Origin of the sequence: Paenibacillus sp. FSL R10-2796, assembly GCF_037965315.1 — a bacterium.
Classification (GTDB): domain Bacteria; phylum Bacillota; class Bacilli; order Paenibacillales; family Paenibacillaceae; genus Paenibacillus_AQ; species Paenibacillus_AQ odorifer.
Map to the genome: position 1 here is coordinate 6,925,372 of NZ_CP150178.1, position 13,905 is coordinate 6,939,276.

The 13,905-nt window shown below is 44.4% G+C and carries 10 protein-coding genes; 3 read left to right on the top strand and 7 right to left on the bottom strand.

Annotated elements, in window-relative coordinates:
* Positions 1-88 precede the first annotated feature (88 nt).
* The 3 genes from NST58_RS30925 (at position 89) to NST58_RS30935 (ending at position 3,650) form a co-directional block, all read left to right on the top strand.
* Positions 89-1,636: an FAD-dependent oxidoreductase gene (locus NST58_RS30925; RefSeq protein ID WP_076182015.1), complete on the top strand. Its 1,548-nt coding sequence runs from the start codon at positions 89-91 to the stop codon at positions 1,634-1,636.
* 148 nt (positions 1,637-1,784) lie between these two features.
* Positions 1,785-2,504 (top strand): 3-ketoacyl-ACP reductase, encoded by a 720-nt coding sequence (locus NST58_RS30930; protein ID WP_036681981.1) that lies wholly within the window; start codon positions 1,785-1,787, stop codon positions 2,502-2,504.
* Between the two features lie 834 nt (positions 2,505-3,338).
* Positions 3,339-3,650 (top strand): antibiotic biosynthesis monooxygenase, encoded by a 312-nt coding sequence (locus NST58_RS30935; protein WP_076179209.1) that lies wholly within the window; start codon positions 3,339-3,341, stop codon positions 3,648-3,650.
* A gap of 442 nt (positions 3,651-4,092) precedes the next feature.
* Here NST58_RS30935 and NST58_RS30940 read toward each other — a convergent pair whose 3' ends face one another.
* The 7 genes from NST58_RS30940 to NST58_RS30970 form a co-directional block, all read right to left on the bottom strand.
* Positions 4,093-6,318: an MMPL family transporter gene (locus NST58_RS30940; protein ID WP_339245338.1), complete on the bottom strand. Its 2,226-nt coding sequence runs from the start codon at positions 6,316-6,318 to the stop codon at positions 4,093-4,095.
* A 212-nt stretch (positions 6,319-6,530) separates the two neighbouring features.
* Positions 6,531-8,429, bottom strand: coding sequence for an ABC transporter ATP-binding protein (locus NST58_RS30945; RefSeq protein WP_339245341.1), 1,899 nt, complete (start codon positions 8,427-8,429; stop codon positions 6,531-6,533).
* On the bottom strand, positions 8,426-10,186 hold the full coding sequence (locus NST58_RS30950) for an ABC transporter ATP-binding protein (protein ID WP_076132622.1): 1,761 nt from the start codon (positions 10,184-10,186) through the stop codon (positions 8,426-8,428). The genes NST58_RS30945 and NST58_RS30950 overlap by 4 nt, the downstream gene beginning before the upstream one ends.
* Complete coding sequence (locus NST58_RS30955) at positions 10,179-10,700, bottom strand: MarR family transcriptional regulator (RefSeq protein ID WP_081383179.1); 522 nt, start codon at positions 10,698-10,700, stop codon at positions 10,179-10,181. Before NST58_RS30955 ends, NST58_RS30950 begins: the two co-directional genes overlap by 8 nt.
* Positions 10,701-10,978: 278 nt before the next feature.
* Positions 10,979-12,379 (bottom strand): DNA-binding protein, encoded by a 1,401-nt coding sequence (locus NST58_RS30960; RefSeq protein ID WP_076123994.1) that lies wholly within the window; start codon positions 12,377-12,379, stop codon positions 10,979-10,981.
* 164 nt (positions 12,380-12,543) lie between these two features.
* Positions 12,544-12,813, bottom strand: coding sequence for an aspartyl-phosphate phosphatase Spo0E family protein (locus tag NST58_RS30965; RefSeq protein WP_076099698.1), 270 nt, complete (start codon positions 12,811-12,813; stop codon positions 12,544-12,546).
* Positions 12,814-12,927: 114 nt separating this feature from the next.
* The gene (locus NST58_RS30970) at positions 12,928-13,857 is read right to left on the bottom strand and encodes a LysR family transcriptional regulator (protein ID WP_076278300.1); all 930 of its coding nucleotides are present in this window, start codon (positions 13,855-13,857) and stop codon (positions 12,928-12,930) included.
* Positions 13,858-13,905: the final 48 nt, after the last annotated feature.

Here is a 13,905-nt window from a genome sequence, read left to right on the forward strand (position 1 = left end):
CATGCACAGCACGATGGAATGGGAAGTTTCTTTTCACAGGACTGTGGTAATAAATGAGATGAAGATTGTAAAGATGGAGGGATAATAGATGGACCCAAACCGTAAAATAACGCAAAGTCTTCCACAATTTCCGGAATCATTATGGAGAGATACCACGGATTTACCGGCTTTTCCAAAGCTGGCTGAAGATATTTCTACAGATGTGGCAGTGGTAGGCGGTGGAATTACAGGCATTACAACAGCCTATCTCCTCAGCAACGCAGGCTACAAAGTCACGCTCTTAGAAGCCGGAGAAATTCTGAGTGGCACTACGGGTTTTACCAGTGCAAAAATCTCAGCACAGCACGGGTTAATCTATCATCATTTGATAAAGCATTTTGGACAGGAGCAAGCCCGGCTCTATTATCGCTCGAACAGCGAGGCTATGAATTGGATCCAGAATACGGCTGAGGAACTTGAAGTATCCTGCGGCATGAAACATGAGGCGGCTTTTCTGTACGCGGATGCTGAAGATCATAAAACGCTTAAACAACTGGAGGAAGAGTATAAAGCCTATGAACAATTGGGTCTGCCCGGAGAATGGCTAGATAACGTCTCTATACCTCTGATGGCCAGTGGTGCCATTAAATTACCAGGACAAGCCCGCTTTCACCCGCTGCAATATCTGAAGGGGCTACTGAAGGTCATTCAGGATAAAGGTGGCGTAATCTATGAGCATACGATGATGGCGGATAAGGTGGAGAAGAACGATAAGCTTACGCTTTTTACTGAAAAGGACGAGCATCGGATCACCTGCCGCTACGCCGTTTCAGCTTCTCATTTCCCATTCTACGATGGAGGAGCACTATATTTCTCGCGGCTGCATGCTGAACGTTCCTACTGTCTGGCGATCCAGCCTGAAACGGATTTTGAGGGTGGAATGTATCTAAGTGCAAGCGAACCCACCCGTTCTCTTCGTGCAGTAGAGTGGGAAGGCAGGAATCTGGTCATTGTCGGGGGAGACAACCATAAGACAGGCCAGGGCATCTGTACGATAGGACATTATGAGAATTTGGAGCTATTCGCAGGAAATCTGCTCGGCATCAAAACAATCCCTTACCGCTGGGCAGCACAGGATTTAATCACCCTAGACAGAGTGCCCTACATCGGCAAGATTTCGGACAACGAAGAGATTTATATCGCCACAGGTTTTGGAAAATGGGGCATGACAAGCGGTACGCTGGCCGCACAGATCATCTCGGATCAGATTCAGCGCAAAGATAATCCGTATACCGAATTGTACGATCCGTCCCGCTTCAAAGCTGGCACCAGTCTAAAAAACTTCATCGTGCAAAATGCCAATGTGGCAAAAGAGCTCGTGGCGGGCAAAGTGGAAATCGTCCATAAAAAGACAACTGATTTGGAAGCTGACGAAGGAGCCGTTGTGTTCCATGATGGCAAACGTGTGGGAGCTTATAAGGATCCAGAAGGTAAACTTCATCTGGTGGATAGAACCTGTACCCATATGGGCTGTGAATGCGAATGGAACAACGGGGATCGTTCTTGGGATTGCCCTTGCCATGGTTCCCGCTTCTCCTACGATGGCGAGGTTTTAGAGGGCCCAGCTTCGGTACCGCTGACGAAACTCCATGAATAATACCTTTCATGAAAAGGCAGTTCGGCTTCATGAAAATTTGCAGGCCATTTTCTAAGGGGCGATTGTAATTGCCCTACAGCATTCAGGTATAATAAGACTTGAATGAAGCAGCTGCTTCAAAAAAGTTTGAAGGAGAGTGACGATAGAGATGGATTTGAGAGGAAAGAGTGTTGTAATTACTGGTGCAGGCAAAGGGATCGGAAAAGCCTTGGCTATGGCACTGGCTAAGGAAGGTGCTAATTTAGGCCTGATCTCCAGAACTTCAGGTGATCTCGAAGCGTTAAAATCAGCCTTAACGGAAGTATATGACGTTAAAGTCAGCATTGCCGTGGCCGATATCGCCGTACGCGAAGAAGCTGAACGTGCTGTTGCTTCCCTGCAAAATGAGCTTGGAGCATTTGATGCATTAATCAACAATGCCGGGATCGCAAAATTCGGCACTTTAGTAGAAATGGATCCTGCAGACTGGGAGCGCCACATCCAAGTTAATCTTTACGGTACTTATTACGTAACTCGTGCTGCACTGCCTGCGATGATTGAGAAAAATGGCGGAAATATCATCAATATTTCATCCACAGCCGGAGAACGCGGCTTCGCGACAGGCTCTGCTTATTGCGCGTCCAAGTTCGCTCTCATGGGCATGACCGAAGCCCTCGCACAAGAAGTGCGCAAACACAATATTCGCGTCGTAGCCTTGACTCCAAGCACCGTCAACACTGGCCTAGCTTCCAATGCTGGACTTAAAATCGGTGACGAAGACCGCATGATGCAACCTGAAGATGTTGCTGAATTGGCACTGACAGCTTTGAAGCTGCCGGATCGCGTCTTCCTAAAAACAGCAGGACTATGGACCACCAATCCGCAATAAAATCGCGCTGGACGCGGGGGGAGCCGGGTGATCTGGGGGATTGCATTTTGTGCAATAGAATCGCTCTAGACGAGGGTGAGGCCTTGGGTGATTGCACGTTGTGCAATCAGTTTAGTGGCTCCCCTCCTTTTTAGGCGATTTGGGCTTGATTCTATTGTACAGAATGCAACAGACTGCCTTATTCAGATAACATTCAGGCTATTCTGTTGCACATTCTGCAATGTAACTTCATTTGGGGGCTTTATTAGGGAACTGGGACTGGAATTAGGTGCTAGCTGTAATGGTGGTTTTGAGTAAACAATATGGAGTTGGGTTGGCACTTTGGCTTAGAGTAACGTTATGGTTGAGGTGGCACTTTACTTGCGGTAGTTACTTTAACGTGCAGTAGTTACTTTAACTTGCTATAGCCACTTTTCTTGCAGTAGACACTTTGATTTTTGGCAGGTACCTGAGTTTGCACAATACTTAACGTTTAAATAGATAATAGTTGCACTTTGTACATCTATTCAGCGCAATTAGAGGAGAAATCATACTTTAGTTGCACTCTATACAGTTAAAAGAAGGCTATTCTCGTCGATTCACCAGATTCGCACAAATTAGTTGCAGTGAATACACTTATTCGATCGGTTCTGGTGTGACGGATAATTTAAGTGTACAAAGTGCAACTAAACACCCGCACTCTTGTGTCTTGTGGGATGGTCTTTTATTTTGTTAGTTGAAAATCACGATGTTACCTTGAGATATTGGCTAATTTTCGAGGTTCCCATGTTATACTATTTCGATTCACAATGTCCTGAAAAATATACTAACTTTCTGATCGGAGGTTTATCTATCATGCTGGTAGTAACTAATACTATTAAAGTAAAAGAAGGCCACGGCGAAGCTATTGCTCAACGTTTCGGAGGAAATAATGGTGTGCAGGATATGCCAGGGTTTGTACGTATGGAGGTTTGGCGTGGAAATGCCAAGGAAGGTGTCGAGGAATTAAAAATCTGCACCGTATGGGAGAATGAGGATGCATTCAAAGGCTGGACCTCCAGCGAGTCCTTCCGTCAGTCGCACCGTGGTGCTGGTGGTAATGACGCAATCCTGGGTGCTTCCATCGATAAATATGAACTAATGATCAGCCGCACGCCCAGTAACTAAGGATTTGGACCACCCAAACAGAGCAGTAGCTAGATTGAACCAGAAGTGTGTACGGAATGGTAGCCCGATAAGTACAGTTAACTAATTGATTATTACTGCTAGATAACCGGTGCTACGAGCTAATTGACTATTATTGATGGAGCCACCTAATTGTCTTTTACCACTGGGCTAGCCAATGCAGCACGCTAATTGTCTTTTACCTCTTGGCTAAGAGAATCAGCCGCTAATTAACACAGTTATCGCTTCTAAATGCTAATTGCTACAGTAAAAACTTAGAGTAATTATCGTCCAGCTGACTGATTGATTAGCCTAATAGATACAATTAAGTTAGTTGGTACAAGCAGCGCTATTATCCAGCGATGTCCTGTGCCCAAGCCTAAAACAAACAGGGATGTCCGGAGCCAATATGGCTCTGAGACATCCCTGTTTGTTTATAAACTCATTATTTACTTACATCTGGCTGAGGGGTCTCCACCTCTTGATGTTTACCCGGCCAGAACGACCAACGGCCAAAGAGCGTTGTAATAGCTGGTACAAGGAACGGCCGAACCACGAAGGTATCCAGCAGAACACCAAGAGCGGTGATGATACCGAACTGCACAAGCACCTGAATCGGCAAGCTTGCCAATACAGCAAATGTACCTGCCAGAATGAGGCCGGCAGAGGTAATTACCGAGCTGGTCTCATTCACACCTTCCGCGATAGCCTGCTTAAGCGGCATGGTTTTACGCTTTTTCCAGATATTCGAGATCATGAAGATGTTGTAGTCTTCTCCAAGTGCCACCAAGAAAACAAAGGAATACAGTGGGATCGCTCCCTGAATGGCATCTGCTCCCATCACATAGTGAATGATAATCCAGCCTAAGCCAAGCGCTGAGAAAAAGGAGAGAATAACGGTGCCGACCAGATAGATGGTGGCCACTATTGAACGCAGATATATCAACAACAGTACGGTGATCATTCCGATGACCACGGGGATAATCAGATCGGTGTCCCGATCTCCAATCTCTTTAGTGTCGTGCTGTGTCGCCGTCTGTCCGCTTACCCACACGTAATCCGCAGGGTTCGCAACGTCTACATCGATTAATGCCTGCTCTGCGGTATCAAGAAGGGTGGGAATATGCCCCATCGCTTCTAGTGAGTAAGGATTGCTTTTAAATTCAATATCAAAACCAACAATATCTTTGTTTACTGCCCCCTGCTGCGGATCGGAAACCGTGTCCACATAGGTGAGTCCGCCAAGAATGACCTTTAGATCCTCTCCGCTCGCTTTTCCTTGGGTATCAATAATCAGCTTCGCTGGAGCTAATTCTCCGGGAGAGAACTGTTTGCCAATAAGGTCGAACCCTTCGCGGGACTCCATATTTTTAGGAAAAGAGGATAGGATATCATAGGTAAATTTGATGCCACTGGAGAATGAAGCCAGAATCCCCAGGCCGATAACGGTCACACCTACGATAGCCCAAGGCCGGGTTACTACCAAACCACCAATTCCTTTTTTACGGGAAACTTTGGGTTCCGGAATAGGTTTGCCTTTAGCCTTAGCCCGTTCTACCTCCATTTGCGGTGTGCGCGGAATGAATGGGAAGAACGAGGTCCGCCCGAAGATTGCCAGCAGTGCTGGTACGAGGGTTAGACTGGCAATTCCCATGATGAAGATAGACACGCTAAATGGAATGGCAAAACGATGATAAGCTCCATACTTAGCCAGCAATAACGCAAACAGCGCGAGCACGACGGTGAAGCCACTCATAGCAATGGCGCCTGAAGATTCGGTAATGGAGCGAAGAAGCGCACGACTCTTACTCTCTTCTACCTTCAACAACTGCCGGAACCGTGAGATCAGGAACAGGCAATAGTCCGTACCAGCTCCGAATAGCAAAACAGTCATAATCGAGACAGCCTGTGAATCTACTGTGATCCAGCCTTCTTGTGCCATTTTTCCAAGAATCGGACTAGTTACACCATAAGCGAATCCAACCGCAATAAGTGGAATAAAAGCCAAGATCGGTGAACGATAAATCACCAATAAGAACACCAGCACAAGCATAACCGTAGCAATTAACAAGGAAACGTCTGCGTTCTGAAACAGGCCTGAAGCATCTATAGAGATGCCCACTGGACCCGTAACACGTAAACTCAGGTCTTTTCCATCTACCTTAGCCGCGGAGGGGTCTCCACCCGTCTCTGTGTTTATGATCTTCTTCATTTCTGTCACAGCTTCACCGAGCTGATCACTATCTGCCGTTTTATCAAAAAGCACCGGGGTTACCAGCGTGCTAAGATCCTCAGATAACGAGGCTTGTAATGCCTGTGGCGGCAGTTGTCCTAATGGGGGAACAAAATTCTGATGGGGCAATGGTTGCTGCTCCAACTTCTTGTACACAGCAGTGATATGTACTAAATCATCTTGTGAAAGCCCACCTTCTCTATGCCATACGAGCAGCGCCGGCACTCCACTTCCACTAGGGAATTCTTGCTCTGCAATAGCTGCTGCCTGTACCGATTGTGAATCATCTGGGAGGTTAGGCGCATTATTAGCAACCTGAGAATTCACTGCAGGCCATAACAGGGTAAGTGCACCTACAAGCACTATCCATACGAGAAGAGTAATCCACTTCGTCTTTTTTCCTGCCACCCATTTTCCGTAGCCTGACATTCCCTTCATCCTCTCCTTTACCTTGCAGCCTTAAAAATGAGCCGCGGGTCATTTTTTATTCTATCATATATATGCTTTAATTTTTAATCAAACTTTTTTTATTTTTCAGAAAAATTAAAACACATCATCACATATAAAATACCCCTCTCTTCACATAAAAAATCAGCAACATGTGAAAAGAGGGGTTTATGGGTTATCTATACTTTTTTCTTCACTTCAATTTAGCCTACGTCCAAATCTCCTTCAGAGAACTGACTGTTATAGAGATCCGCATAGAATCCGCCTTGGGCCAGCAGTTCTTCGTGGTTGCCTTTCTCGATTACACTACCTTGATTCATGACAAGGATGAGATCCGCATCACGAATCGTCGAGAGACGATGGGCAATAACGAAGCTGGTTCTGTTTTCCATCAGCGCATTCATCGCTTTTTGAATCAGCAATTCAGTCCGTGTATCGACACTGCTCGTGGCTTCATCAAGAATAAGGATCGATGGATCGGCAAGAATAGCGCGAGCAATAGTAATCAACTGCTTCTGTCCTTGTGAAATATTAGAAGCTTCTTCATTTAACACCGTATTGTAGCCAAGCGGAAGTGTGCGGATAAAGTGATCGGCATGCGCAGCTTTGGCAGCCCGCACCACATCAGCTTCAGATGCACCTTCACGACCGTAAGCAATGTTGTCACGAATCGTACCGTTAAAGAGCCAGGTATCCTGAAGCACCATACCAAACTTGCTACGTAGGTCACTCCGTTTCATGTCGGTAATATTGACGCCATCAATGATAATTTCCCCGTCGTTAAGCTCGTAGAAGCGCATCAGTAGGTTAATCAAAGTGGTTTTACCAGCACCAGTTGGACCGACAATCGCTATAGTCTGACCTGGACTAACCTCAATATTCATGTCCTCAATCAGAATAGCATCCTCTTTATAACCGAATTTCACATGACGGAACTCAACGGAACCTTCCGGAGCACCTTCATCAAGCTTCACAAGTGTAGTATTAACTTCCTTAACTTCCTCTTCTTCATCCAGAAGTTCAAATACACGTTCTGCGGAAGCAATGGTGGATTGAATAATGTTAGCAATATTAGCCGTTTGTGCAATCGGCTGGGTGAACTGACGTGAATATTGAATGAAGGCTTGGATATCCCCGACATCAATCATTTTTTTAGTAACAAAAATACCACCCACAACACAGATAAGCACATAACCCAAGTTACCGATAAACATCATAAGCGGCATAATCATACCTGACATAAATTGAGACCGCCAGCCAGAATCATAAAGCTTATCATTTATTTCATCAAAATCTTTAAGCGACTGCGGTTCGCGGCCGAAAGCTTTAATAATCCGGTGCCCCGTATACATTTCCTCTACATGACCATTCAACTGGCCAAGCGATTTCTGCTGTCTCACAAAATAAGTCTGCGAACGTTTAGAGATCGCCATAATCACAATAAAGCTGAGTGGCAACGTAGTAATCGTGATTAACGTCAGCCATGGGCTGATGGTGAGCATCATCACAATAACACCAATAATAGTGACGATTGAGGTAATTAGCTGCGTTAAACTTTGCTGCAACGTGGTACTGATGTTATCCACGTCATTCGTGGCACGGCTGAGAATTTCCCCGTGTGTACGGGAGTCAAAATATTTTAAAGGTAAACGCTCCAGCTTGCTGTTGATCTGCTCACGCATGTCATAAACTACCTTCTGCGCTACTCCAGCCATTACATATTGCTGAATGTAACTAAACAAAGCACTAAGCAGATACAATCCCGCGAGCAGGATCAGAATATCATTAATATAACCAAAATCAATGGAGGCACCCTCTACACCCATCAGTTTGCCGTAAGCACCTTCGAACAGTTTGGTTGTAGCTTTACCCATAACCTTCGGACTGAAGATACTGAACACCGTACTGGCAATCGCCATAATTAGTACAATAATCAATTGAACCATACGCGGGCGCAAGTATTTGATCAGGCGACGAAGTGTACCTTTAAAATCTTTAGCTTTTTCTGCCGGCATCCTCATTCCAGGACCGCCACCCGGTCCACCCGGTCCTTTATGGCCGCGGGGAGCTGCAGGTTTATGTTCTCTGTTTTGTTCACTCATGCTATTTCCTCCTCTGACAGCTGCGAGGATACGATCTCGCGGTACACATCACTGCTCTCGAGCAGTTCACGGTGAGTGCCCATTCCAGCAATTTCACCCTCATCAATTACAATAATCCGGTCCGCATCCATAACGGTGCTAACCCGCTGAGCTACGATCAATACGGTGGATTCCGTAGTTTCAGCTTTGAGAGCCGCGCGAAGTTTGGCATCTGTCTTGAAATCAAGAGCTGAGAAGCTATCGTCGAACAGATAAACTTCAGGTTTTCTCACAAGTGCCCGAGCAATGGACAACCGCTGTTTCTGACCACCTGAGACGTTATTCCCGCCCTGAGCAATTTCCGAGTCAAACCCATCCTTCATCGCGGATACGAAATCGTAGGCTTGAGCCACCTTGGATGCATGAATGATTTCTTCATCCGTAGCATCCTCTTTACCGTAGCGGATGTTCTCATTAATCGTACCCGAGAACAATACTGCTTTTTGTGGGATGTAACCGATTTTGCTCCGCAGCTCTTCCTGTGTCATCTCACGCACATCCACTCCGTCTACGCGTACAGCACCTTCATTAACATCATAGAACCTTGGAATCAGGCTAAGCAGCGTAGATTTACCCGATCCGGTACCCCCGATAATTGCGGTAACTTCACCCGGACGAGCACTAAAGCTAATTTTCGAAAGTGCAGGCTGTTCTGCCCCTGGATAGGAAAAAGATACATTCTCAAACTCAACAAAACCACGTAAAGAATCGCGTCCGTCTTTTTTAGTAGCTTGAGCTGTTGTATGCAGTTCACTCTCAGTAGGATCTGTAAATTCAGGCTGCATATCCAGCACCTCATTGATACGCACGGCTGAAGCTGAAGCACGCGGAATTAACACGAACATCATCGATACCATAATCAGAGAGAACATAATTTGCATTGCATATTGGATAAATGCCATCAGGGACCCAACTTGCAAGTCGCCATCACCAATTCGTATTCCACCAAAATAAAGAATAGCAATCATAGAAAAGTTCATTACAATCATCATCAGCGGCATCAGGCCGGCCATGATTTTGTTGACCTTGATAGCTGTATCCGTAAGATCACGGTTAGCTTCGGTGAAACGTCTATTCTCATGATCAATCCGGTTAAAAGAACGAATAACACGAATACCTGTCAGATGCTCACGCAGCACCAGGTTTAATTTATCAAGCTTAATCTGAATGGCTTTAAACAGTGGCAGACCCTTCATCCCAATAAAGAAGATCGCCCCTACAAGTACAGGAATAACGACTACAAAAATCAATGATAATTTAGCATCTTCAGATACTGCCATGATGATACCACCAATCATCATCATCGGTGCTCCGATCATCATGCGCAACATCATAGTAAGTACCGTTTGAACTTGTGTAATATCATTTGTTGTACGTGTAATCAAGGAAGCTGTACCCAGCTTATCGAATTCATGTAGCGTAAAATTTTCTACATGGTTAAATACTCGTGCACGGGTGAGTTTACCAAACCCAGCTGCTACTTTTGCCGATAAGTAACTGGCAATTACCGAACATAAAGCACCGCCACCTGCAACCAGGAGCATGAAACTACCTATTTTCCAAATATAAGCGCGATCTCCTTGAACAATCCCTTTGTCGACGATGTCGGACATCAGAGTAGGAAGGTATAAATCGCCCATGGACTGCAAAAATACAAGGATTAATACAGCACCAATAGCTACCCTAAAAGGCTTCAGTTGTTTAAATAATTTAATCAAGCTTCTCATCTCCGTTCATTTGTAGCCTATCCCAATCAGGTGGTGGATTATCCTCAACGTATTCATGTACCTTAAGCAATAGCTCTGTGAGCTGTTTAGTGTCTTTTTCGCCTAAGTGTTGCACAAGCTTATCAAGCATCACATCACGATAATGTTCCGCTTTTCGTGTGAGTTCTTTTCCACTTTCCGTCAATTTCACGCGTACAACTCTTCGGTCCGAAGGATCCGCGCGTCTTTCCACCATCTGTTTCGCTTCAAGACTGTTAATCAGCTGCGTGATGGTAGGAGGAGTGAATCCAAGTAGTCGGCTGATTTCAGACACCTTGAGACCCTCTTCATCAGAATGATTCCATTTTTCAATGCATATCATTAAAGTCATCTCACTTGGCTTGTGGCCCTCAACGCCCTTTTGCCATTGAGCTTTGTGCAGGCGTTTCATCGCCGCAAAAAGCCCGTGTGCGACTGAATTTTCAGTATTTTCTGTATTTCCTCCGTTTATCCCAATTTCCTTCACCTCTGTTTTAGTTAGGTCAACTAATTATTAAACACTATATTATTTAGGCTACCTAATTATATTTTCGCCAGATTACTTTGTCAAATTATGAATACGCTATCAATTATTACGAAAAAGAAAACTCCCCAGCACGAGTGCAAGGGAGTAGTTATCGGTTTATGTATTGCTCTGTATTTTAAGGATTGAATAGATGTTTTCACCCTTAGAACCAAGCTCCGTGCTCATAGGTTGTAATGCCTCCATTACTTCCAGAGCCCACAGGTCCAATGATAATGAAGCTAAACAATGCTAACACGCTTACCATCATCAACAGTGATTTTTTCATTTTTTCTCACCCCCTTTACTAGTTCTCTATATTTATCCTGTTGAGAAGCAGTAGCGTAATCCCTGCTCGTCTCAAATAAGGTTATACAATTAATGAAATCTTTTCCGTTGTTTTGCTTTATAGATAACTCCAAAGATTTCAGAAGATAATCTACACCTGTGCTATAACATTGCTTATTTATTTCATAGATTGCTACTTGATAGTACAAACGAAATACGCGATCTACATTATTAGGCTCCTGGAATCCTTCAAACCTCAACATTTCTCGTGAGAATCGTGTAAGTACACTGTCAGCAGAGAACCCGTAACGATTAGCAGCATCCATTATAGTTATAAGTCCAGCTAAGATTTCACCTGGGTGATCTGCTAAAAAGGCCGCGTAGGAAGATAGAACATCCACATTACCCATCAACAACTCAATTGTGAAACCATTGCCCATTGCGAATAACCGAAATTGTTCTACCGCCTGACGACCTTCTTCGTTCATCATTTCAAACCAGCCAAGATCTGCGTAGCCTGCAGTATACTTTTTGGCTTCTTCATATTTACCTTGCTTGGTCAGCGAAATCGCTTTAAGCAAATACCCATGACCGTAATAAACCACTAATGGACGTTCCGTATGAAGAACTTCCTTACGTTTATCCACATTACTTCGCAGTTGCTCGCGGTAAACAGCATTAGCCAGCGTTCTTAGCTCATCAGCGAAAGACTCCATTTTATTCCATCGACGAAGATCGAAACATAACTGTGTCAAAGTTAAGAGACCATCCAATTGCATATTTTCTGGTAGACGATTCCTGAAAGGTTCAAAAGTAATAACTGCATGTAACTTCTCGTCTGAATCGACGATGGATAAAATGGCTCTAAAAATACGATAATGACTTATTGCGAGCCGCTCCGAGTAACTGTCGGACTCATTCTCAGCTACAACTTTATAAAAAAATATCGATTCATCTATTTTACCTTTTTTAAACAATTTATCAGCTACCGAATAAACGATATCCAGAGACTTCGGATATTCCAGTAATCTGCTTAAAGTGTCCTCAATACAAGGCTGTTTGCCCAATTCAGCACAACGAATCAAAAAAGGCTCCACTCTACGGCGTGAGACCTTCTCATCATTGAAGCATTCATCAACATATAGAGGATATAACCAGCCTTCTGGAAAACCAAAGGCTTTTATAATTGCATCTACTTGTCCCAAGGACATAGGCTTCGGCGGATTTCCATGCAGAATTGCACTGAGGCTGCCTCGATTCAGGCCACAAATTTTTGAAAATGAGGCGAGATTATGGCCGGAGCGGGACAAATTTTTCTCAATTTCTGAGCGTATAGTTGTTAACTTTCCCTCCACTCGGCACCCCCAAAGTTTGACTTGAAAAGATTCTATTAATTGACATTATAGGTGAAAGTTATGGATTGTACAACAAATAGATTGTACGACAAATAGAGGAGCCTAATACGCTCCTCTAGATCAGTAACATCTTCATAGTATTATAATTCTATGTTGTTGGTAGTTTAGCTAACAGTGATGGCGGTTTTGGAACTTCTACTATAGGATGTAATGCCGGCTTTCCGGTTGCGCAAATTTTCCATCATCTTATTTTGTGCCAGCAAAATATAGCTGTCTAATCGCTCACTGAGCTCTAGAACAGCACGGTCACTAAGACTGCGTTGCTCTGCAACCTCCAGCAATTCACATCTAAGACTCTCTATAGTTACAAGTAGCTCATCTTCTTTATAATCTTTTCTATGATTATTCTTGGAGGAATTTGGATTTTGTGTCACATCTCTCTCCTTCTCTCTATCAACATCTTCTCCTATCATAAGTCATGATACCAAAAAACATATTTTCAAAAAAAAGAAAAATTGTAGAGCTTCTAACAAAAACGGAATTACTACTTATTCAGAGTCCTCCGCAAGTTCGTCAGGGAGCTCATTTGGATACTGTTCTCGCAAAAGTCCCTTTGCAAAAGCAATCCATTCGCGTGCCGCAAAAGATAAATAACGGTCTCTACGCCACGCCATAGCAAGCTGCCACGGAATTACCGGATCCGTCAAAGGCACAACGACCAATCGTGAACGATCCATATCCCGGCAAATGGTTTCTGGCAGCAATGCGATTCCCATTCCGGCAGCCACCATACGGCTAATTAAGTCCCATTGGGAGCTCTCATAGATAACCTTAGGCTGAAATCCCGCCTTCACACATTCCGTAATAATCCGATCATGCAGCGTAAAATCCTCCCGGAACAGCACAAACTCCTCTTCGGCTAGTTCACTTAACGGAACAAGGTCTGCCTCGGCCAATCTATGTCCAACAGGTAAAATAAGATTCAGCTTCTCTTCAACAAAGGTGAAGCAATGAAGTTTGGCTGTATTTACAGGCAGCACAACCATTCCGATATCCAACAAGCCCGTTTCTACATCTTCCTCCACTTTTTTCGCGCCATCCTCATGCAGACGAATAGTAACCTGCGGATAACGTTTATGAAATTGACCAATCACCGAAGGAAAAAAGCTCGCTCCTACCATTGGAGGCAGACCGATGCGGATGTGGCCCTGCTCCAAATTTCGTAAGCTATCCAGCTCAGAAGACAAGCTGGCGAACGACTCCACGATATTTTGCGCTTTGGTGAACAGAATTTCCCCCGCATCTGTAAGCCGGACACTTTTCCCTTCACGGTAAAACAAATCAGCCTCCAGCTCGATCTCCATATTCCGGATCATTTTACTGATCGTAGGTTGTGAAATATATAAGGATTCGGCAGCCCGAGTAAAGCTTTTCATTCGTGCTGCTTGGACGAAATATTCTAATTGTCGGATATCCATTTTCCAACCTCCGATCCATAGACAAAAGGAATGTCATTTATTCAATCT